The 20,745-nt window shown below is 65.7% G+C and carries 19 protein-coding genes; 11 read left to right on the forward strand and 8 right to left on the reverse strand.

Annotated features, from left to right (window positions below):
• Positions 1-11: 11 nt before the first annotated feature.
• Positions 12-329, reverse strand: a complete 318-nt coding sequence (locus R0382_RS02995; protein ID WP_432722181.1) for a DUF883 family protein — start codon at positions 327-329, stop codon at positions 12-14.
• 202 nt (positions 330-531) lie between these two features.
• Between R0382_RS02995 and R0382_RS03000 the strand changes: the two genes are divergently transcribed.
• Both R0382_RS03000 and R0382_RS03005 read left to right on the forward strand, forming a co-directional pair.
• Positions 532-3,366 (forward strand): valine--tRNA ligase, encoded by a 2,835-nt coding sequence (locus R0382_RS03000; RefSeq protein ID WP_432722183.1) that lies wholly within the window; start codon positions 532-534, stop codon positions 3,364-3,366.
• Positions 3,367-3,462: 96 nt separating this feature from the next.
• Positions 3,463-3,951, forward strand: coding sequence for a hypothetical protein (locus R0382_RS03005; protein WP_432722185.1), 489 nt, complete (start codon positions 3,463-3,465; stop codon positions 3,949-3,951).
• A gap of 213 nt (positions 3,952-4,164) precedes the next feature.
• On the opposite strand, the gene R0382_RS03010 is transcribed toward R0382_RS03005, so the two are convergent.
• Complete coding sequence (locus tag R0382_RS03010) at positions 4,165-4,707, reverse strand: carbohydrate-binding protein (RefSeq protein WP_432722187.1); 543 nt, start codon at positions 4,705-4,707, stop codon at positions 4,165-4,167.
• Between the two features lie 65 nt (positions 4,708-4,772).
• Positions 4,773-5,183 (reverse strand): hypothetical protein, encoded by a 411-nt coding sequence (locus R0382_RS03015; RefSeq protein WP_432722188.1) that lies wholly within the window; start codon positions 5,181-5,183, stop codon positions 4,773-4,775.
• Between R0382_RS03015 and gcvA the strand changes: the two genes are divergently transcribed.
• From gcvA to R0382_RS03030, 3 genes are all read left to right on the forward strand, one after another.
• Entirely contained in the window at positions 5,171-6,094 is a 924-nt protein-coding gene (gcvA, locus tag R0382_RS03020) for a transcriptional regulator GcvA (protein ID WP_432722189.1), read from the forward strand. The two genes, R0382_RS03015 and gcvA, sit on opposite strands and share 13 nt — an antisense overlap.
• Positions 6,095-6,163: 69 nt before the next feature.
• Entirely contained in the window at positions 6,164-6,400 is a 237-nt protein-coding gene (locus R0382_RS03025) for an MEKHLA domain-containing protein (RefSeq protein ID WP_432724122.1), read from the forward strand.
• A 130-nt stretch (positions 6,401-6,530) separates the two neighbouring features.
• Entirely contained in the window at positions 6,531-7,112 is a 582-nt protein-coding gene (locus R0382_RS03030) for a Pr6Pr family membrane protein (RefSeq protein ID WP_432722191.1), read from the forward strand.
• A 12-nt stretch (positions 7,113-7,124) separates the two neighbouring features.
• On the opposite strand, the gene R0382_RS03035 is transcribed toward R0382_RS03030, so the two are convergent.
• Positions 7,125-8,228 (reverse strand): AI-2E family transporter, encoded by a 1,104-nt coding sequence (locus tag R0382_RS03035; RefSeq protein ID WP_432722193.1) that lies wholly within the window; start codon positions 8,226-8,228, stop codon positions 7,125-7,127.
• A 207-nt stretch (positions 8,229-8,435) separates the two neighbouring features.
• Here R0382_RS03035 and R0382_RS03040 point away from each other — a divergent pair, with 207 nt between their 5' ends.
• Both R0382_RS03040 and R0382_RS03045 read left to right on the forward strand, forming a co-directional pair.
• Positions 8,436-10,055, forward strand: coding sequence for a methyl-accepting chemotaxis protein (locus R0382_RS03040; RefSeq protein WP_432722195.1), 1,620 nt, complete (start codon positions 8,436-8,438; stop codon positions 10,053-10,055).
• A 114-nt stretch (positions 10,056-10,169) separates the two neighbouring features.
• A complete protein-coding gene (locus R0382_RS03045) occupies positions 10,170-11,831 on the forward strand; it encodes a DUF2813 domain-containing protein (RefSeq protein ID WP_432722196.1) in 1,662 nt (553 codons plus the stop codon).
• Here the strand turns inward: R0382_RS03045 and R0382_RS03050 are convergent.
• Positions 11,801-12,673, reverse strand: a complete 873-nt coding sequence (locus tag R0382_RS03050) for a helix-turn-helix domain-containing protein (RefSeq protein ID WP_432722198.1) — start codon at positions 12,671-12,673, stop codon at positions 11,801-11,803. The genes R0382_RS03045 and R0382_RS03050 overlap by 31 nt on opposite strands.
• A 138-nt stretch (positions 12,674-12,811) precedes the next feature.
• Here R0382_RS03050 and R0382_RS03055 point away from each other — a divergent pair, with 138 nt between their 5' ends.
• The 3 genes from R0382_RS03055 to R0382_RS03065 all read left to right on the forward strand — a co-directional run bounded on the left by R0382_RS03055 (position 12,812) and on the right by R0382_RS03065 (position 16,224).
• A complete protein-coding gene (locus R0382_RS03055) occupies positions 12,812-13,816 on the forward strand; it encodes a phytanoyl-CoA dioxygenase family protein (protein ID WP_432722199.1) in 1,005 nt (334 codons plus the stop codon).
• Positions 13,817-13,906: 90 nt separating this feature from the next.
• The gene (locus tag R0382_RS03060) at positions 13,907-14,572 is read left to right on the forward strand and encodes a glycine zipper 2TM domain-containing protein (protein WP_432722201.1); all 666 of its coding nucleotides are present in this window, start codon (positions 13,907-13,909) and stop codon (positions 14,570-14,572) included.
• Between the two features lie 116 nt (positions 14,573-14,688).
• Entirely contained in the window at positions 14,689-16,224 is a 1,536-nt protein-coding gene (locus tag R0382_RS03065; RefSeq protein WP_432722203.1) for a BCCT family transporter, read from the forward strand.
• An 18-nt stretch (positions 16,225-16,242) separates the two neighbouring features.
• Here the strand turns inward: R0382_RS03065 and R0382_RS03070 are convergent, their stop codons facing one another.
• Positions 16,243-16,551 (reverse strand): hypothetical protein, encoded by a 309-nt coding sequence (locus R0382_RS03070; RefSeq protein ID WP_432722205.1) that lies wholly within the window; start codon positions 16,549-16,551, stop codon positions 16,243-16,245.
• A gap of 196 nt (positions 16,552-16,747) precedes the next feature.
• Between R0382_RS03070 and glmS the strand changes: the two genes are divergently transcribed.
• Positions 16,748-18,574 carry a glutamine--fructose-6-phosphate transaminase (isomerizing) gene (glmS, locus tag R0382_RS03075; RefSeq protein WP_432722207.1) on the forward strand — a complete coding sequence of 609 codons (1,827 nt, stop codon included), beginning with the start codon at positions 16,748-16,750 and terminating at the stop codon, positions 18,572-18,574.
• A gap of 153 nt (positions 18,575-18,727) precedes the next feature.
• Here glmS and R0382_RS03080 read toward each other — a convergent pair whose 3' ends face one another.
• Both R0382_RS03080 and R0382_RS03085 read right to left on the reverse strand, forming a co-directional pair.
• A complete protein-coding gene (locus R0382_RS03080) occupies positions 18,728-20,041 on the reverse strand; it encodes an ATP-binding protein (protein ID WP_432722208.1) in 1,314 nt (437 codons plus the stop codon).
• Positions 20,038-20,703, reverse strand: coding sequence for a response regulator (locus R0382_RS03085; RefSeq protein ID WP_432722210.1), 666 nt, complete (start codon positions 20,701-20,703; stop codon positions 20,038-20,040). The genes R0382_RS03080 and R0382_RS03085 overlap by 4 nt, the downstream gene beginning before the upstream one ends.
• Between the last annotated feature and the right edge of the window lie 42 nt (positions 20,704-20,745).

Here is a 20,745-nt window from a genome sequence, read left to right on the forward strand (position 1 = left end):
GCGGAGGAGATTTAGCGGCGCGACACCAGCAGGCCGAGCAGGAAACCCACACCTGCGGCGACGCCGACCGAGGTCCACGGGTTTTCATGCACGTATTCGTCGGTGACCTTGGCCGCGACCTTGGCCTTGCCGGCAACGAGGCGCTCGGTTTCAACCAGCTTCTGCTTGGCGACCGAAAGGTTGGCGGCGATTTTTTCACGCAGCGCCCGGCCCTGTTCGGAGCCATCGCTGGCGACTTCCTTGAGCATCGACTCGGTTTCCGCAAGTACATTGCGCAGATCGTCGATCAGTTCATCTTGGTTCAGATTCGCTTCACCATTGCTGGACATTCGCATTACCTCCTGAGAAATGACGGACAAGAACTGACAATAACCTAATTACCTCATTCACCATTGTGGCTGACCGACAGCGAAACCCCAACCGTTACGATTACCTACAAAACGCCGGGAACCATGGCAAGCAAGCCGCGCCGACGCGCGTCGTCCGACCCTGTATAATTGCCTGTTTTTCACCGATTTTTCGCCGCCCGCCATGAGCTCTGCTACCGAACCCACCGCCCTCGAACAGCTTGCCAAGAGCTTTGAACCGGCCGCCATCGAAGCCAGCTGGTATCCGCGCTGGGAAAGCGCGAATTACTTCAGCCCGAGCATGGACATGGCCGCGCCGTCGTTCTGCATCCAGCTGCCGCCACCGAACGTCACCGGCACGCTGCACATGGGCCATGCGTTCAACCAGACGATCATGGACGGGCTGACCCGCTACCACCGGATGCGCGGTGACAACACGCTGTGGCTGCCGGGCACCGACCACGCCGGCATCGCGACGCAGATCGTCGTCGAACGCCAGCTCGACGCCCAGGGCGTATCGCGCCACGATCTCGGCCGTCCGGCATTCATCGAAAAAGTGTGGGACTGGAAAAAGCAATCGGGCGACACCATCACCGGCCAGATGCGCCGGATGGGCGCGTCGGTGGACTGGAGCCGCGAATACTTCACCATGGACGACAAGATGTCGACCTGCGTGTCTGAGGTCTTCGTCCGGCTGTACGAGCAAGGGCTGATCTACCGCGGCAAGCGACTGGTGAACTGGGACCCGGTGCTCGGCACCGCCGTCTCCGACCTCGAAGTGGTCAGCGAGGAAGAAGATGGCCATATGTGGCACATCAACTACCCGGTCGTGGGTTCGGACGAGTTCATTACCGTCGCGACGACGCGGCCGGAAACGCTACTCGGCGACGTCGCCGTGGCGATCAATCCGGACGACGAACGCTACCAGCACCTTTTGGGCAAGCAGCTCGCGCTGCCGCTGACCGGCCGGCAGATCCCGGTGATCGCCGACGAATACGTCGACAAGGATTTCGGTACAGGCTTCGTCAAGATCACCCCGGCGCACGACTTCAACGACTATCAGGTCGGCAAGCGCCACGACACCAAGCTCATCAACGTGATGAGCCTGACCGCGACCATCCTGCCGCAGGCGCAGGTGTTCGGCTTCGATGGTTCGGCGTTTGATGCCATCGAACTGCCGGCGGCCTATGCAGGCCTGTCGACCCGCGACGCCCGCAAGGCGATGCTGGCCGATCTGGAGGCCGGCGGCTTCCTGGTCGAAACCAAGAAGCACAAGCTGATGGTGCCGCGTGGCGATCGCACCGGCACGGTGATCGAGCCGATGCTGACCGACCAGTGGTTCGTCGCGATGAGCAAGGCCGACGAAACCGGCAAGAGCATCACCGACAAGGCCCTCGAAGTCGTCCAGAACGGCGAGGTGCAGTTCGTTCCCGGCGACTGGGTCAATACCTATTACGCGTGGCTCAACAACATCCAGGACTGGTGCATCTCGCGCCAACTGTGGTGGGGCCACCAGATTCCGGCGTGGTACGACGCCGATGGCAAGGTCTACGTTGCCCGCACCGAGGCCGAGGCCGTCGCCCAGGCCGGCGGCAAGCCGGTCACGCGCGACAACGACGTACTCGACACCTGGTTCTCCTCGGCCCTGGTGCCGTTCTCGAGCCTCGGCTGGCCGAACGACACCAACGAACTCAAGGCCTTCATGCCGTCAAGCGTGCTGGTCACCGGCTACGACATCATTTTCTTCTGGGTCGCCCGGATGATCATGATGACCAAGCACTTCACCGGCAAGGTGCCGTTCAGCCACGTCTACGTGCACGGGCTGGTGCGCGACGGCGAGGGCAAGAAGATGTCCAAGTCCGAGGGCAATGTGCTCGATCCGGTCGACCTGATCGACGGCATCGCGCTCGAACCGCTGCTGGAAAAACGCACCAGCGGCCTGCGCCGGCCGGAAAAAGCCCCGCAAGTTGCCAAGAAAACCGAGAAGGAATTCCCGGACGGCATCCCCGCCTACGGCGTCGATGCGCTGCGCTTCACCTTCGCCTCGCTGGCGTCGCTCGGTCGCTCGATCAACTTCGACCAGAAGCGCTGCGAGGGTTACCGCAACTTCTGCAACAAGCTGTGGAACGCCACGCGCTTCGTGCTGATGAATGTCGAGGGCAAGGATTGCGGCCTCGAAGCGAATGCCGAGCTGGATTACTCGTTCGCCGACCGCTGGATCATCGGCAAGCTGCAGGAGGCCGAGAAATCGGTGACGCTGGCACTCGACACCTTCCGCTTCGACCTCGCCGCGCAAGCGATCTATGAATTCGTCTGGAACGAGTACTGCGACTGGTATATCGAACTGGCCAAGGTTTCGGCGCAGACCGGCTCCGAAGCGCAGCAGCGCGCGACGCGACGCACGCTGATCCGCGTGCTCGAAGTCATCCTGCGGCTCGTCCACCCGATCATGCCCTTCATTACCGAGGAGCTGTGGCAGGTTGTCGCACCGCTGGCCGGCAAGAAGGACACCGATTCGCTGATGATCGCCCAATGGCCGGTCGCCGATGAAAGCAAGATCGACCTTGAGGCCTATGCGGCGGTCGACGAGCTCAAGGCCATCGCCTTCGCCGCACGCAATCTGCGCGCCGAAATGGGCCTGCCGCCGTCAACCAAGGTGCCGATGTTCCTGGAAGGCGATGCATCGCTGGCGCGCTTTGGCGATTACCTGAAGTCGCTGGCCAAGCTGTCGGAAGTGAACGTCACGGCCCGCCTGCCCGACGACGATGCGCCGGTCGCCGTCGCCGGTACCACGCGGCTGATGCTCAAGGTCGAAGTCGACAAGGCCGCCGAAACCGCGCGCCTCTCCAAGGACATCGCCAAGACCGAGGAAGGCCTGACCAAGATGACCGCCAAGCTCGAAAAACCGGGCTACATCGACAAGGCACCGGCGCATCTGGTCGAGAAGGACCGCGCGCAGATCGCCGAGCTGAGCGACAAGCTGGCGAAACTGCAACAGCAACTCGCAAAGCTCAAGTAAGATTTTTGACGTTTTGTTAGTATGACAACAGGCTGCTTCCGCAGCCTGTTTTCGTTTTCAGGCTGACGCCAGCCGCCTCTTGCTCCGGAGACCGAGATGTTCCATCGCCCCCACCTCGCCCTGCTTACCGCCGCACTGCTGCTGGCCGCCTGCGCCAACCAGTCCGGCACCCAGACGTCGTCGGCACCGGCATCGAATGGCGGCAAGGCCGCGGCAAGCAACGGCGGCAAGACAGCGGCCCCGCAGGCCGACGCGTCGACACCCGGTGGCCGCAAGGTGATGTCGAAGGATGGCAGCTATGAGGGCGAGATCGTCGGCACGCCAGCGAAAAAGAGCAAGTTCGCCAAGCTGCAGATCGGCATGTCGCAACGGCAGGTCGAGGACACGATCGGCAACCCGAGCGACACCAAGACCTATACCACCGGCAAGGCGTGGGTGCCGTTCTACTTCGGCAAGGATGCCTACCGCTTCGAGACCTACTACAAGAAGGAAGGCCGGCTGACCTTCGTCGGTGGCGGCATTTCCGGCACCAGCGGCAAGCTGCTGCGCATCACCGTCGACACCAAGGAAGACGGCTACCAGTAAGACGTCGCCATTGGGCGACGGCGCCTTTTGCCCCCGCCCGTTGCGCCTCCCCCCACAAGGGGGCTCTCTCCAGGTCGCACCCTGTACTGCCGATGAGGCGTCCTCATGGACGCCCTGCCCGTTCCGATTTCTCGTCGGGCGGCGCCGAGCTGTCTTGGCTCGCCCGCCTTTTGGGATCGGCTCTAGGCCCGGCGTGCCCAGTTCGGCGCGAGGTCAGCGCAGTGACGCGGAAATATCGAGCCACAGCCCCGGCTGCTGCAGCGGATTCAGCCGGACATCGGCCTCGCTCAGCGGCCGGCGCGCCTCGTAGGCCCGGCCGTTGTACCAGACCCAGTCGCCGCCGCCGTAGCGGTGACCGTCGCGCCAGCCGTCCGGACGGCGATGGCCGCTTTCCTCCCAGTGCCGGCGACGCCATGCGTCGTCACGGGCATCCGGGCGCCACTGGCCGTCGTCGTAACGTGGATTCGGGTGGTACTGACCATCGTCATAGCGCGGATCCGGATGATACTGACCGTCGTCGTAGCGGCCGTGTTGCTGACGGCCGAGCGGCTGCCACAGCGACGCGGCATCGCGCGGATTCCAGTTGGCGCCACGATGCGCGTCGTGCCCCTGGATCGCCCGGTACTGCCGCCCCTGATAGCTGACGATGTCACCCGGCGAATAGTGGCGGCCTTCGCGCCATGTACCGGCCGCAGCCATGGCCGCCGTGCCGGCCAGCAAGACGGCAAGCAGACTGTTGATCAATCGCTGTTTCACTCTGCGGCTCCGGTGGAAAGGGAGCGCCATTGTGCCTGCTCCTGCGCGGCAAGGCAGTGAGCTGCTTAACGCACTACCACCTCGCGCCGGCCGAAAACCGCCCTTGTCCAGCGGCGAACACTGGCCGTGGCGCGGTGCAGGCGGCCGCAAGGGGCGCTGCTGCGCCAGTACAGGCTCGCCGGTTGCAAGGCCTCGATCAGCAGCGCGCCACCGCTCAGGCGATCGCCCGCGCTCAGTACGATATCGCGCCCCTCGTCATCGGTGGCCCAAAGCACGCCCGAAGCAATCGTCAGCTCCAAAGCATGAATCCGGATCACGGATCCCGCATCCAGCCTGCGGTGTTGCCTTGTGTTCTGCATGATGTGCTCCTTGGGCGCCGTTTGCGCCTTTTCTGTTCTCATGCCAAGATTTTCGGCAGCGGCAGGCCACGCCACAAACGAGCATTTCTCGCCGGAATCACGAAATGGATTCACCATTCAAAGCACCTGGGAAATTGCCATCGCTGCCGGCGTTGCGCGCCTTCGAAGCCGCCGCACGGCACGGTCATTTCGGCCGCGCCGCCGACGAGCTGTTCGTCACGCATGGCGCCGTCAGTCATCAGATTCGCGCGCTGGAAGACACGCTCGGCTTTGCGCTGTTCAGCCGCGACGGCCGCGGGGTCAAGCTCACCGCCGAAGGCCGGCAGCTGGCGGAGACGCTCAACACCAGCCTGTGCCGGATCGGCGCAACGATCGCCGAACTGCAGCACGAGCGCGAGCGGCCGCGCGTGGTGCTGACCTGCCTGCCGTCGTTCGCCGCCAAATGGCTGACGCCGCGGCTCGGCCGCTTCATCAATCGCCATCCCGAGATCGAGATCTGGATCCGCTCGACCAAGGCGCGCGAGGATCTGCTTGCCGAAGGCATCGACCTCGGCCTGCGTGTCGGCCCCGGCGGCTGGCCCGGGCTGTATTGCGAGCCGCTGATGCGCGACGCCTTCGCCGTCGTCGCCAGCCCGAATCTGCCCGGCGGCCTGCCGGCAGAGCCTGCCGATCTTGCGCGCTGGCCGCTGCTGCGCTCGTCGATCGAGCCGTGGCACGACTGGTTTGTCGCGGCCGGGCTGGATTGGCCCGAACCGCAAAACGGGCTGGTCTTCACCGACTCCGGGCTGCTGGTGCAGGCTGCGCTCGACGCCCAGGGCATCGCGCTCGCACGCGAGGTGCTGGTGCACGACGATCTGGCTGCCGGCCGGCTGGTACGGCTGTTTCAGACCACGCTGCCGATGGTCGGCGCTTACTGGCTGATATCGCCATCGCCGCCGCCGTACCGGCCCGCAGTAGCGACCTTCGTCGACTGGCTGCGCGAGGAGGCCGCACAATCGGGCTACACCTACGGAGACACCCCTGCCTGATCGTGACGCCCTACACCGCGGCGTTCGCCACGCTGCTGTGCGACAGCCACCGCCGACCGACCGGCCGCGATCTCGTCGACCCCACGCTGTCGTCCGGGCGACGCCAGCGGTTACCGTGGCCTGCGTATCGCCCAATCGGGGCGGTGCTTCTGGATCGAAAACCTCACCGTCTGGCGTCTGCTCGACAAGCCGGCGCAGCCACGTAGCGGCGCATCACGCCCGCCGGCGTCCGCGGGGCGACGCACCGGTAGTCGGTCGATCCGACATGCAGCTCGCCGCCAGCGGCAATCGGCGCTAAGACGGTAGAACCGGCGCGTGTCGTCCTGCCTGCGCCGCCGAAGTATTCGAAGACCGCCGAATGGCCAGCCTCCCTCCCTCCGCCCGCTCATGGGCACGCCACCTTGAACTGCTGTTGGGACTGACAGCATGGTTTGCCGTGCTCGCACGCCTGGGCCTGACCGTATCGGCCGAGCTGGAACAGGGGCACTCACTGGTTTTCGCGCTGTCGCGCTTCTTTGATTTTTTCACCAATCTGAGCGTGCTGCTGCTGGCGCTGGTGCTGTCGGCGGCGCTGCTGGGCCCGCACTGGCGGCTGGCCCGCTGGTTGTGGCGGCCGGCAGTCCGCGCGGCCAGCCTCGTCTATGTGCTGGTCGTCGCGATTGCCTACGAGCTGCTGTTGCGGCATCTGTGGGCACCACAGGGGCTGGAGTTCGTCGTCGACCTGTTGCTGCACGACATCCTGCCCGCCGCCTACCTGTGCTACTGGCTCGGCTATGCGCCGGTCGGCACGCTGCGCTGGCGCGACGCGTTCCGCTGGCTGATCTACCCGGTGGCCTACTTCGGCTATGTGCTGATCAGCGGCTGGGCGCTGTCGCGCTATCCCTATCCCTTCGTCAACGTCGCCAGCCACGGCTACGGCCCGGTGCTGTGGAACGCCGCGGCCTTTGCACTTGCCTTCATCTGCACCGGCCTGCTGATCGTCGCGCTCGACCACCGGCTTGCCCACGCACGCCGGTAGCCGCCGGATCTTTTATTGTGCCGGGTCGTTCGGCGCCTGATCGCCGGTCTCGGCGGCCCGATCCTCTTCCTCGATCTTGCGCGCCGCCCAGTTGTGCAGCAGCGCGTAGCTGACCGCCAGGAGGGTCGGCCCAAGGAAGACACCGAGCATGCCCCAGGCCAGCGCACCACCGAGCACGCCGACGAGGATCAGCACGAAGGGCAGATTGCTCTCCTTGCCGATGAACAGCGGCTTGACGACGTTGTCGGCCATGCTGACGACCGCCAGCATCCAGATCGCGAGAAACACCGCCCAGCCGGTATCGCCCTGCTGATACATCCACAGCGCCACCGGCAGGCCGAGCACGCTCGGGCCGCCCGGAATCAGCGACAGGAAGCAGCTGACCAGCGCAAACGCAGCGGCGTTCTCGATGCCGACCAGCCAGTAGCCGAACCACGCCAGCGCGCCCTGAACCAGCGCGGTGCCGATGAAGCCGTAGACAACGCCGCGCACCGTACCGGCAGCGATCATCAGCAGCTCCTCGGCGCGCTTGCCGCCGATCTTGTTGAGCACGCGAATGAACCACCGGACGATTTCATGGCCGCCGATGTAGAAGAAGAACGCGAACGCCAGGCTCATCAGCATCAGCAGCAACCCGCTGCCGATCGCCTTGCCGAACAGCAGCAACACGCTGCCCAGCGGCTTCATCCACTCCTTGAGCCGGTTGATCACCTCGGGATCGCCCTGCGACAAGCCACTCCAGAACTCGGCCAGCTTCGGACCGACCCACGGCATCGACGACAGCCAGTGCGGCAAAGGCGGCAGCCCGGCCTCGATATGCACCTGCAACCAGTGCGAGATGCCATCCATATTGCCGGCCAGCTCGACACCGGCAATCACCAGCGGCAACACGATCACCAGCGCAAAGAGGCCCAGCAACAGCACCGCCGGCAGGAGCCGATTGCCACGCATCAATTTCGACAGCTTTTCGTAAGGTTTCCAGCTGGCATAGACCAGAATCCCGGCCCAGGCGAGCGCGGCGATAAACGGGGCGAGAATCTGGTACGACAAGGCCAGCAGCACCACCACCGCGCACGTCGCGATCGCCGGCTCGACCCAAGCATTTTTTGTTTCCATACAACCCCTTGCGAAGTGGTTCAGGCCTTGCCGATCGACGTGAACGGCGACAGGCACCTTCTGGTTTTCACGCGATCGACATACGGCCATTGTTGCATTGCAGCCACGGCTGCATGACCAATGGTCTGCATTTGACCCAAATAAGCTTTCTCTGATTTATTTCACGGTATGCTTACAGCGTTTTTGTCGTTTTAAACGGAGTTCTCGATGACTTTGCGTCTAAAAGCCTGGAGCTTGTCAGCCCTGGTCCTGGTCGCGCTGCTCGGCGTCATGCTTGCCGGCCTGTTCACCATGCGCCACGCCGCCAACCTCGACAACCGCGCCCGCATCGAACAGCTGATGAAGAGCACGTACAACACGATCGCCCAGCTCGAAAGCGCTGCGGCGAGCGGCAGCATCAGCGACGACGAAGCCAAGAAGCTCGCCACGCAGATTCTGCGCGAGAACAAATACCACAAATCCGAGTACGTCTATGTTACCGACGACAAGCTGACCTTTGTCGCGACGCCGCTCGATCCGCAACTGCATGGCACCAGTTTCAACGAATTCAAGGATGCGCAGGGCAAGAGCGTCGGCGCCATCGCCGCAGCCGCGCTCGACAAATCCGGCGGCGCGCTGACCGAGTACCCGTGGGACAGCCTGCGCGAAGGCAAGATCGTCGACCTGACCTCGGTCGCCCAGCGCACACCGCGCTGGCACTGGATTGTCGGCACCGGCGTCAGCTCGGCCGAGGCCGATGCCCGCTTCTGGGCCAGCGCCCGCTGGCAGGTCATCGTCTGCCTGATCGTTGCTGGCGTTGTCGCTGCACTGATGCTCGCCGCGGTGGCCCGGCTGCTGCGCGATCTCGGCGGTGAACCCGGTGAAGTCCTCAAGCTGGTACAGCGCGTCGCCGACGGCGACCTCGCCGCCGGTCAGGCCAGCCGCAACGTTGCGCCGAACAGCATCTACGGCTCGGTGCTGAAAATGCGCGACGCGCTGCGCGGCGTGATGCAGGAACTGCAATCGGCCGTCGGCACCTTGCACCGGACCAGCGACGACATCGTCGGCAAGGCCGAAGGCAGCAACCGCCTCGTCGAAGCCCAGGGCGACGCCGCGCGCCGTATCGCCCAGACCGCCGAACGCTTCGCCGAACAGACGCAGAGCGCCGAAACCGAAGCCGACACCGCCCGCCGTCAGAGCGAAGCGGCCACCGGCATCTCGGCCAAGGGCCAGCAGGTGATTTCGGCGGCGGTTGCGCGGCTGACCGAGACCGAACAATCGGTCGGCGACACCCAGACCAGCATCGATGACCTTGCCGCCCGTGTCGGCAGCATCTCGGCCGTGATCGCGGTGATCCGCGACGTCGCCGACCAGACCAATCTGCTGGCGCTGAACGCCGCGATCGAGGCGGCGCGGGCCGGCGAACAGGGCCGCGGCTTTGCCGTGGTCGCCGACGAAGTCCGCAAGCTCGCCGAACGCACCAGCACGGCGACGCAGGAAATCGGCAATACCATCAATGCCGTGCAGACCAGCAGCCAGAACGCCAAGACGCGAATGGACGACATGGTCGAACAGCTCAAGGAAGGCATTCGCCAGGCCAAGGAAGGCGGCGAAGCGGTCAAGGCGATCCGTGCCGAAACCGAGGCGACCGCCAAGGTCGTCGACGGCATCGGCCGCACGCTGGCCGACCAGGTCGGCGCCAGCCGGGCGATCCGCAACGACGTCGACGAAGTCGCCCAGTCGTCGAACGGCACGCTGGCCGCCGCGCGCGGCACCGTCGACGCGGCACAGTCGATCAAGTCGGTGTCCGATCAACTGGCCGGACAGATCCGCCGCTTCAAGCTCTGATAACAAGCAAGAACAACAATCCCGCTCAGCCCGGCGCAAGCCGGGCTTTTTTACGCTCGCCGTTGCCGCGGGCGGCGTTGCGCGCCATGCTTGGGACAGTACACGGAGCCATGCATGCGTCTCATCCACCTGCAGGTCGACAATTTCCGCGGCATCAGCCGCATCGCGCTGTCGCTCGAAGCCGACCGCAGCGTACTGTTCGGCGAAAACAACTGGGGCAAGACCAGCCTGATCGACGCGCTGGCGCGCTGTCTCGGCCCGGGTGCCGCTGCCGGACCGCGTTTCGACCTGGATGACTTCCACCACGACGCCGACGGCATCGCTGCAAAGGCACTGGCGATCACGCTGACCTTTGGCGACGACGAACCCAAACCGCTGCCGCTGTCGCCACGACTGACCTCGCTGGCGTGGCGCGACCGCAAGGGGTGCTGGCGTGTCAGCCTGCGCATTGCCGCGTTCCGCCGTGGCGACGTCATCAGCGTACGGCGCGAACTGCTCGGCCCGAGCGGCAAGGTCCGCCACCATCCGGAGGCCGACGCGCTGGCGTGCGAACTCGTCATGCGCCACCCGGTACTGCGACTGCGCGAAATGCAGCTGGCGCAATGGATGACGCCAGCACGCAACGACGGCAAGCCGATTCCGCTCGACACCGGCGAAGCGCCGGCCGACATCGTCCAGCGCACCTTCGAAGCCCTGCTGCAGCAACCGCACCGGGTCGGCCCCAAGGTATTGCAACAAGGCATCGCCGCGATGCGCGAACTGTTGTGCCGCCATGCCGACCAGCTGCCACAGCCGGTCACGCTACGGCTGGCCGAAGACATCGCTTCAGCGCCGGTGACGTTCCGCGATCACGCCAGTCTGCTCGAAATCGCCAACCGCGCCGGCAGCAGCACCCAGCAGCTGGCGCTGCTGTTCCTGCTCGGCTCGCTGCTCGAAGCGCGCGGCACCGACGCGCTGCGCGACAGCGAAATGCCCTTGCTGCTGGTCGAAGACCCCGAAACCCATCTGCACCCTACCCAGCTGGTGCAGTTGTGGGGGCTGGTCGAGCAACTGCCGGTGCAAAAGCTCGTCACCACCAATAGCGGCGAGCTGCTGGCCAGCTTCCCGCACCACAGCCTGCGGCGGCTGGTACGCGGCAACGACAAGGTCTTCGTCTACCAGATGGGGCGCAACGGGCTATCGAAACAGGACGCCCGCAAGGTCGGTTTTCATGTCCGCGTCAACCGGCCGAACAGCCTGTTCGCACGCACCTGGCTGCTGGTCGAAGGCGAAACCGAATTCTGGCTGCTGCCCGAGCTGGCGCGCCGCTACGGCGTCAACCTCGGTGCGCTCGGCATCCGCAGCGTCGAATTCGCCCAGGCCGGGCTCGCGCCGCTGATCAAGTTCGCCGATGCGTTCGGCATTCGCTGGCACCTCGTCACCGATGGCGACGACGCCGGCCGGATGTACGCGAACAAAACGCGCGCGCTGCTGCACGGCCGCGACGAGGACCGCCACCTGACCGTGCTGCCGTCACGCGACATCGAACACTATCTGTTCGAGAACGGCTTCGCCGACGTCTACCGCAGCGCCGCACACTGGACCCGCGGCCCCGTTCCCGGCACCGCCGAGCTGATCCACCGCGCCATCCGCCGCGAGGCCAAGCCGGGCATGGCGCTGGCGATTGCCGAGGCGGCCGAACAGCGCGGCAAGGCCAGTATTCCGCCGCTGCTGGCGCGCTTGTTCGACACCCTGGCCGAGCTGGCTCAGGACGAAGACGCGCGCGAACTGCGGTAACGGCGGCGGAAATCCCGCGGCGTCTCGCCCTTGGCGGCGCGGAACTGCCGGTTGAAATGCGCCAGATTGGCGTAGCCGGCGGCGTCGGCGATCACGCAGATCGCCTTGTCGGTCTGGATCAGTTGCTGGCAGGCATAGCCGATGCGCAGGCGCGTCAGATAGGCCGTCACCGTCGTCTGGGTATGCCGCTTGAAAAAGCGGTGGAAGGCGCCGACCGACATCGCGGCCATTTCCGCCAGGGTTTCGACTTCGATCGGGCTCGCGAACTGCGCATGCAGGTGTTCGAGCACGCGGCCGAGCCGCTCTCGCTGCCGGTCCGCGGTCGGCGGCGGCGCCATGGCAGTCAGGGTTTCCACACCGGTATCGGCCGCCAGTTGCAGCAGCACATCGAGTAGCAGCGGCAGCCTTTGCGCCGGTGTCTTGTCGTGCAGCGACATCAGCAGCGGCCGGACCGCCACGGCGGTCTCGCGGCCAAACACCAGTCCCCGGCAGGCGGCGGCGGCCAGTTCAACGACCGCGGCGTACTCGGGAAACTGCCGCGCCAGCCCCTCAACCCACTCGCTGCGGAACCAGACGACCACGGCGAGCATCGGTTGCGCCGGATCGAGTTTCTCGACCGCCGACCAGCTATGCGGCAGCTCGGGGCCGAGCAGCACCAGATCGCCATCGTCGAAATCGTCGATCCGGTCGGCAATGAAGCGCTGGCCCCGCGCGTTGACCGTCAGCGTCAGTTCGAATTCCGGGTGGTAGTGCCAGGCGAACGGCAGCGTCGGCACTTCGCGCCACAGCAAGGCCCACGACTGTCCGGCCGGTACAACGATGTGCTCGAATTGCGGACGCATGCCCACTATCCCATTCGCATCGATCAGTCAGAATCATATTAATAATCGCCATTCAACGCGCATTCCGCACGACGGGCGTGACGACAATCGTCGAACGGCCAGCCGCATTGCGGCGCCAGCCACGCTTCGGAGATCACCATGAACGACCGTTATGGCTATGGCAACGCCCGCCCGGGCAACCCGTCCGTGTCCTACCGCGCCGAGGACCGCCAGCTGCACACCTTGCGAAAACAGTTGCCGCTACGCGTGCTGTCCGATGACGATTTCGTCCACTGGCAGCGCTACGGCTACGTCATCGTCAAGCAGGCCGTCCCGGCCGAGGCCGTGCAGCGCACCGCCGATTTCCTCTGGGAGTTCCAGCAGCTCGACCCGAGCGACCCGGCCAGCTGGAACGCGCCGCAACTGCGCGAGAACGAGATGCGCGAGCTCAACGGCTCGGGCATGGTCGAGGCCTACCAGAACCAGACGCTGTGGGACAACCGCCAGACGCCGCGCGTCTACGACGCCTTCGTCGACATCTGGGACCGCGAGGATCTGTGGGTCACGATCGACCGCGCCAACCTCAACACGCCGAATGCCGGCGTGCGCAGCTTCGGCGGTTTCATCCACTGGGATGCCGATACCTCGCTCGACCCGCGGCCGGTCAACGTCCAGGGCGTGCTGGCCCTGTCGGACACGACCGAGACAGGCGGCGGCTTCCAGTGCATTCCCGAATTGTTCGAGCACTTCGACCGCTGGCGTGCCGCCGCACCGGCCGACCGCAACCCGTGGCGCCCCGACCTCGACGCGGTACCGTGGCCGGTGCGTTTCATCCCGATGCAGGCCGGCGACCTGTTGATCTTCAACAGCCTGCTGGCACACGGCATCCGCCCGAACACCTCGACCGACCAGGTCAGGCTGGCGCAATACATTTCATTCACGCCGGCCGACGAAGGCAGTACCGAGCTGCGCGACTGGCGCATCCAGAGCTGGCACCGGCGCGAGCCGGCACGCGGCTACGCCTTTCCCGGCGATCCGCGCCACTGGGAACAGACACGCTATCCGCGCGCCACGCTGTCGGCGCTGGGCGAACATATCCTCGGCCTGCGCAGTTGGCATCACAGCCTGCCGGTGGCCGAACCGGCGGCGGTTGACATCGGGTGAAAAGTGCCGGGCCGGCCTGTGGGCGGGATCACTGACGCTAGACTGGGCGTTATTGCATGATTGCCGCATAGACCACAGGAGACTGTCCGCATGTCGAACGCCCCCAAAACCCACCCGATGTTTCTTGCCGCCGCGGGCGCCGTGATCATCGCGGCCGGCATCGTGACGGCCAAGATGCTGGGCTGGATCGGCGCTGCGCCAGCCCCCATCGCCAGCGAACCGGCCATTGTCGCCGTCGCCAGCGCTCCCGCGATTGCGTCGGCGCCCGAGGTGCTCGCCCCGGTCGTGACGCCGACGCCGGCCGCTACCCCGGCGCCCACGCCGCGACCTACACCCAAGCCAACGCCGCGGCCGAAACCGAAGCCGACCCCGGCGCCGCACCATGAACAGACCGAAACCCGCCCGGCGCCGGTGCAGCAGGTCTGCGCCAGCTGCGGCCGCGTCGTCGCCGTGCAGGCCCGTGAAGAAGCCGGTCAGGCCAGTGGCGGCGGTGCCGTTGCCGGCGGCGTCGTCGGCGGCGTACTCGGCCACCAGGTCGGCAGCGGCCGCGGCAATACCGTTGCCACCGTGGTCGGCGCGCTCGGCGGTGCGCTCGCCGGCAACGAAATCGAAAAACACGTCCGCAAGACGGTTTACTACGATGTGGTCGTGTCGTTCGACGACGGCAGTCAGCGCAACTTCAGCTATCCGCAGCAGCCACCGTTCGCCGTCGGTGACCGGGTTCGCGATGCCGGTGGACAACTGGTCGCCAACTAACCCCGCCAGCCCCCGACATGCCGGGGGCTTTTTGTTGCTCGTAACAACTTACATCACAGTAGAGAAGACGGGTTCTCCGGTGTTAGCCTAAAAAGAACGACACACGGGAGAATTACATGGTCTTTGCTGTTTCGCTCGCGATCGCGCTCGGTTTTGTCGCCTGGGGGGTCATCGCCCCGGCCAATATGAGTGCCACGACCCAGACCTTGCTGTCAGGCACCATCGGCGGATTCGGCTGGTTTTATCTGCTGTCCGTGTTCGGTTTCCTGATTTTTGCCCTCTACCTTGCCTTCGGTCGTTTCGGTCAGATTCGCCTCGGCGGCGACGACGCCGAACCCGAGTTTTCCCGCGTCAGCTGGTTTGCAATGCTGTTCTCGGCCGGCATGGGCATCGGCCTCGTGTTCTGGGGTGCCGCCGAGCCGCTGGCGCATCTGGCCACCCCGCCGGTGGGCGACGGCCTGACGCCCGAAGCCGCGCGCACCGCGCTGCGCTACACCTTCTTCCACTGGGGCCTGCACCCATGGGCGATCTACAGCGTCATGGGCCTGGCCATCGCCTACTTCAGCTTCAACCGCGGCCTGCCGGTGCTGGTGTCCGAAGCGTTCCGGCCGCTGTTCGGCGATCGAGTCAACGGCGGACTCGGCAAGCTCGTCGACATCCTCGCCGTCATTGCCACCGCCTGCGGCGTCGTCACTTCGCTCGGCCTTGGCACGCTGCAGATCGGTGGCGGCCTGACCCATGCGCTCGGCGTGCCCGACAGCGACTCGCTGCACATCATCATCATCGTCGTGGCCATGGGGCTGGCGATCATCTCGTCGCTGTCCGGCGTCGGCCGTGGCATCCAGTGGCTGTCGAACCTGAACATCGCCATCGCCGTCCTGCTGCTTGCCGCGGTGCTCATCCTCGGGCCGACGCTGTTCATCGTCGAATCGTTCACCACCACGCTCGGCGGCTATATCAACAACCTGTCGTTCATGAGCCTGCGGCTGACGCCGTTCAGCAAGGGCTCGTGGGTTGCCGACTGGACGCTGTTCTACTGGGCATGGTGGATCACCTGGGCGCCGTTCGTGGGCCTGTTCATTGCCCGCGTCTCCAAGGGCCGGACGATCCGCGAGTTCGTCGTCGGCGTGCTGCTGGCGCCGAGCATCGTCAGCTTCCTGTGGTTCTCGGTCTTTGGCGGTACGGCGATTCACCAGCAACTGTTCGACGGCATCAATCTGCTTGCGGTGCAGCAGCAGGACTACGCCAAGACGCTGTTCGCCATGTTCGGCGCGCTGCCGTTCTCCGGCGTGCTGTCGGTGCTGGCGCTGGCACTGATCGTCAGCTTCTTCGTCACCTCGGCCGACTCGGCCAATCTGGTGCTCGGCATGCTGTCGACCCGCGGCCGCCAGGATCCGCCGGCCTGGATCAAGCTGGTCTGGGGCGTAGTGATTGCGGCGATGGCGATCGTGCTGCTGTTCTCGGGCGGGCTGAAGGCCTTGCAGACGCTGGCCATCGTTTCGGCGCTGCCGTTCGCGCTGATCATGGTCGGGCTCTGCGTCTCGCTGTACAAGGCGCTGGCCGCCGACGACCGCGCGCACAAGCAGCGCGAAAAAGCCCGCCGGCATGCGGTCGACTCGATGCTGGCACGCGATCCGCACCTCGGCGACTGATTGGCCCGCAGGCCGGACTCAGCGTTCGGTCTGCCGGTCCCGCGTCTGGTCGCGCGCCTGATTGAGCAGGGCGTCGACCAGACCGATCGCCCGCTGTCGCGCCGCCAGCCCGTCGACACGGGAGAAGGCCTCGTCCAGCGCTTCGGGTAAATCGCAGGCCAGCTGAAACAGCATGCGTTGTTCGCGACCATGCGTGCACGGCAGGTAGTAGTTGATCTCGTCGACCAGATCGTCGGCCAGTTCATGCGGATAGATTGCGGGCGCCGTGAGGATGCGATCCAGCAGACGCACACCGAACACCCCGAGCGACAGCAGCTGCGTAGCCATGCGTGCTCCTGCCCCGAGCACAGCGGTCGGGGCGCCTGGGTGAGTCGGCCCCACCCTTCTCCCACTCTAGTTGCCGCGTCGCGGCCACCGGTCGGCTTGCCGCACTGGCCGACAACCGGCTCAAGGGTTTTTCTGTAAAGACAATGTCGTGCCAATCGCATAAATTTTGTGCAAACGCAAAATTCAGGAGAAACCCATGTGCGGTATTGTCGGCGCCATTTCGTCACGTAACATCGTCCCCGCCCTGATCGCCGGTCTGGCGAGACTCGAATACCGCGGCTACGATTCGGCCGGCATCGCCGTCCTCGACGAAGAGATCCACCGTGTACGCCGCGTCGGCCGGGTCGCCGAGCTGGAAGCGGCAACGCGCGAAGTCTCGCTGACCGGCAGGCTCGGCATCGGCCACACCCGCTGGGCCACGCACGGCGGCGTCACCGAACCGAACGCCCACCCGCACGTTTCGGGCGGCCTGATCGCCGTGGTCCACAACGGCATCATCGAAAATCACGAGCAGAAACGCGACGAACTCAAGGCGCGCGGCTACGTGTTCGAATCGCAGACCGACACCGAAGTCATCGCCCATCTCGTCCACGCCTACTACCTCGAATCGCACGACCTGCTCGGCGCGGTGCGGCAGGCCGCGAAAGAACTGACCGGCGCCTACGCGATCGCCGTGATCGCCCGCGACGCGCCCGACGAAATGGTCGTCGCCCGCATGGGCTGCCCGTTGTTGATCGGTCTCGGCGACGGCGAGAACCTGATCGCCTCGGACGTCTCGGCCGTGCTGTCGGCGACGCGCCGGGTGATCTTCCTCGAAGAAGGCGACATCGCGCGCATCCGCCGCGACGGCATCGAACTGTTCGACCGCCACGGCGCCGCAATCGAGCGCGAGGTGCACCTGTCCGATGTCTCGCTCGCCTCGCTCGAACTGGGGCCGTACAGCCACTACATGCAGAAGGAAATCCACGAGCAGCCGAAGGCGATCGCCGACACGATCGAGCCGCTGCTCGAGGCCGGCTTCGTGCCGTCGCTGTTCGGCCCAAAAGCGGCCGAGCTGCTGCCGCAAGTACAAGGCGTGCAGATCATCGCCTGCGGCACGAGCTTCTACGCCGCCTCGGTTGCGCGCTACTGGATCGAGGCGATCGCCGGCCTGCCGTGCAATGTCGAGGTCGCCAGCGAATACCGCTATCGCGCCGTCGTCGCCAACCCGGCGTATCTGGTCGTCACCATCAGCCAGTCCGGCGAAACACTGGACACGATGGAGGCGTTGAAATACGCCAGATCGCTCGGCCACGACAAGACGCTGTCGATCTGCAATGTGCGCGAAAGCGCCATCCCGCGCGCGTCGGACATGGTGTTCTACACCCGCGCCGGCGCCGAGATCGGCGTCGCGTCGACCAAGGCCTTCACCACCCAGCTGATCGCGCTGTTCGCGCTGGCCGGCACGCTGGCCAAGCTGAACGGCCGGCTCGACGCCGCCGCCGAACAGGGCTATCTCGACGCGCTGCGCCATCTGCCGGGCTCGATCCAGCACGCGCTCAACCTTGAACCGCAGATCACCGCCTGGGCGCATCAGTTCGCAGCCAAGGACCACGCACTGTTCCTCGGCCGCGGTCTGCACTACCCGATCGCGCTCGAGGGCGCGCTCAAGCTCAAGGAAATCAGCTACATCCACGCCGAGGCCTACCCGGCCGGCGAACTCAAGCACGGCCCGCTGGCGCTGGTCGACGCGAACATGCCGGTGGTGGTGATCGCGCCGAACGACAGCCTGCTCGAGAAAGTGAAGTCGAATATGCAGGAAGTCCGCGCCCGCGGCGGCGAACTGTTCGTATTCGCCGACCTCGACAGCCACTTCAGCGAATCGGACGGCGTCCACGTCATCCGTACGCCACGGCACATCGGCGTGCTCAGCCCCATCCTCCACGCGGTGCCGGTGCAACTGCTTGCCTACCACGCGGCGCTGCAACGTGGCACCGACGTCGACAAGCCGCGCAACCTGGCCAAGTCGGTGACGGTCGAGTAAACCATGTGAACCCGCGCGCCTGCCGCCCCGAACAACCGAGTCCGTGCATGCACAGCGGCAATGAAAAAGGATCGATGCGCTGCTGCCATTGATCCTTTTCATCAGGCTGAAGTCGGCGACAAATGCGGTCGACCTGGGTCGGCGGACGGCGCGCTACCGAGCCGGATCAACGATCGGCAGTGTCAACATGGCTTGCAAGCCGCCGCCGGGATGGGCATCCAGGCGCAGTTCGCCACCAAAACGTCGCGCAATCGCCGCCACAATGGCCAGCCCCAGGCCGCTACCGTCGTGATTTGCAGTGTTGCCACGCCAGAAGCGTTGCGTTGCCTGCAGCAGCTCGTCGGCGGATAGGCCCGGCCCGTGGTCGATCACGCAGAAATGCACCGCGCCATGATCCAGGCGCGCGTCCACCTTCACCGTTGAATCGGCGGGCGAGTAGCGCAAGGCGTTGTCCAGCAGGTTGCGTAAGGCGGTGACGGCCAGCGCTTGCGGCAGCGCGACGTCGATGGTCGCAAGCTCGCCCATGGCGAAGCGTTGCGGCTGCCCGGGCGCGGCGTCACGCACCGCCAGCCGCACCACCTGATCGGCGCGAGCCTGCTGCCCGTCGTCCCAGTCGAACGGCCCTTCGACTCTGGCCAGCGTCAGCAACTGGGTCAGGGTATGTTGCAGCCGGTCTGCGCCTTCCTCGGCATGATCCAGCGCGGTGGCGGCGTCCTGCCCTTGGGTGATGCGGGCGACCTGCAAGTGGGTCTTGATCGCGGTCAGCGGCGTGCGCAGTTCATGCGCCGCATCGCTGGTGAGCCGCCGCTCTCGCGCCAGCATTTGCACCATCCGTGACAGCAGCAGGTTGAGACTGTTCGTCAACGGCAGCAGCTCGCCCGGCAAGAGCCGGGCATCCACCGGCTCCAGCGCGTCCGGCGCGCGGCGCGCCAGCGCCTGGCGCAAGCGCTCCAGCGGCAACAGCCCCCTCCGCACCCCGAACCACACTGCCACCAGACTGCCGGCCAGCGCCACGATGAAGGGAATGCCGGCGGCCCAGCGCACCTTGGCCAGCAGCACCGAGCGTTCGGTCAGCCGGTCGGCGGTGGTCACTCGCAGGCCGGCGGATTCCACCGTGTAGCTGCGCCAATGCACGCCATCGATGAGCTGGTCGGCGTAGCCGATTGGCGGTCTGGACTGCGCCACGACGGGCGCGCCGGGGGTTTGCGCCAGGATCTCGCCGCGCACGGACACAATCTGGCAGGCGATGCCGGCATTGATGGCTGGCAGCGTGGACATGGCCCCGGGGCTCGGCGGCGGCAGCTGCGCCATCAGCCCGGCGACCATTTGCGCCGACATGGCCAGACGCTGATCCAGCGTGTGCCGCAGCTGCCGATCCAGATCGCGCAGCGTCCACGCCGCGACGCCGCCCCACAGCACGCTGAGCGACACGCCGATCAGCAGCAGCAGCCGCAGTCGCAGGCTCATGTGCCGGCCCTGCCATAGCGATAGCCGAGCCCGCGCACCGTTTCCACCACATCCGGGCCCAGCTTGCGGCGCAGATGATGGATATGGACATTGAGGGCGTTGCTGCCGATTTCCTCGCTGTAGTCGTAGAGCCGGTCTTTCAGCTGATCGGCGCTGAGGATGCGGTCGCGCGCCTGGATCAGCGCCACCAGCAAGGCCAGTTCGCGCCGGGCCAGCGGCACCGGCTGCTGGTGCAGCCATACTTCGCCGCGCGCAGGATCCAGGCGCAACGGGCCATCTTCGATCAGATCGACGCTGCGTCCGGCGACGCGGCGCTGCAGTACATGCAAGCGCGCCACCAGTTCGTCCAGATCGAAGGGCTTGAGCACATAATCGTCGGCGCCGGCACGCAAGCCGGCCACCCTGTCTTCGATCGCATCGCGTGCGGTCAGCACCAGGATGGGTAGCGCGACGCCACCGGCACGCAACCTCGCCAGCAGGCGCATGCCGTCTTCGTCGGGCAGGCCCAGATCGAGCACCATCAGGTCGGCGTCCAGCGTCGCCAAGGCGGCCTCCGCCTGCGCGGCCGTGCCCACGCCGTCGACGGTGAAGCCGTGGGCGCGCAAGCCCGCCATGATGCCGAGCGCGATCAACTCGTTGTCTTCGACCAGCAGCACTCGCATGTTTTCTTCCTCTCGTTGCCAGTGTGCTTGCGGCGGATTATC

Origin of the sequence: Jeongeupia wiesaeckerbachi (genome assembly GCF_050916355.1) — a bacterium.
GTDB lineage: Bacteria > Pseudomonadota > Gammaproteobacteria > Burkholderiales > Chitinibacteraceae > Jeongeupia > Jeongeupia wiesaeckerbachi.

Excerpts from the sequence above, each read along its gene's own strand:
- R0382_RS02995 (WP_432722181.1), bottom strand. The coding sequence starts at position 329 with ATGTCCAGCAATGGTGAAGCGAATCTGAACCAAGATGAACTGATCGAC.
- R0382_RS03000 (WP_432722183.1), top strand. The coding sequence starts at position 532 with ATGAGCTCTGCTACCGAACCCACCGCCCTCGAACAGCTTGCCAAGAGC.
- R0382_RS03005 (WP_432722185.1), top strand. The coding sequence starts at position 3,463 with ATGTTCCATCGCCCCCACCTCGCCCTGCTTACCGCCGCACTGCTGCTG.
- gcvA (WP_432722189.1), top strand. The coding sequence starts at position 5,171 with ATGGATTCACCATTCAAAGCACCTGGGAAATTGCCATCGCTGCCGGCG.
- R0382_RS03015 (WP_432722188.1), bottom strand. The coding sequence starts at position 5,183 with ATGGTGAATCCATTTCGTGATTCCGGCGAGAAATGCTCGTTTGTGGCG.
- R0382_RS03035 (WP_432722193.1), bottom strand. The coding sequence starts at position 8,228 with ATGGAAACAAAAAATGCTTGGGTCGAGCCGGCGATCGCGACGTGCGCG.
- R0382_RS03040 (WP_432722195.1), top strand. The coding sequence starts at position 8,436 with ATGACTTTGCGTCTAAAAGCCTGGAGCTTGTCAGCCCTGGTCCTGGTC.
- R0382_RS03045 (WP_432722196.1), top strand. The coding sequence starts at position 10,170 with ATGCGTCTCATCCACCTGCAGGTCGACAATTTCCGCGGCATCAGCCGC.
- R0382_RS03050 (WP_432722198.1), bottom strand. The coding sequence starts at position 12,673 with ATGCGTCCGCAATTCGAGCACATCGTTGTACCGGCCGGACAGTCGTGG.
- R0382_RS03055 (WP_432722199.1), top strand. The coding sequence starts at position 12,812 with ATGAACGACCGTTATGGCTATGGCAACGCCCGCCCGGGCAACCCGTCC.
- R0382_RS03060 (WP_432722201.1), top strand. The coding sequence starts at position 13,907 with ATGTCGAACGCCCCCAAAACCCACCCGATGTTTCTTGCCGCCGCGGGC.
- R0382_RS03065 (WP_432722203.1), top strand. The coding sequence starts at position 14,689 with ATGGTCTTTGCTGTTTCGCTCGCGATCGCGCTCGGTTTTGTCGCCTGG.
- R0382_RS03070 (WP_432722205.1), bottom strand. The coding sequence starts at position 16,551 with ATGGCTACGCAGCTGCTGTCGCTCGGGGTGTTCGGTGTGCGTCTGCTG.
- glmS (WP_432722207.1), top strand. The coding sequence starts at position 16,748 with ATGTGCGGTATTGTCGGCGCCATTTCGTCACGTAACATCGTCCCCGCC.
- R0382_RS03080 (WP_432722208.1), bottom strand. The coding sequence starts at position 20,041 with ATGAGCCTGCGACTGCGGCTGCTGCTGCTGATCGGCGTGTCGCTCAGC.
- R0382_RS03085 (WP_432722210.1), bottom strand. The coding sequence starts at position 20,703 with ATGCGAGTGCTGCTGGTCGAAGACAACGAGTTGATCGCGCTCGGCATC.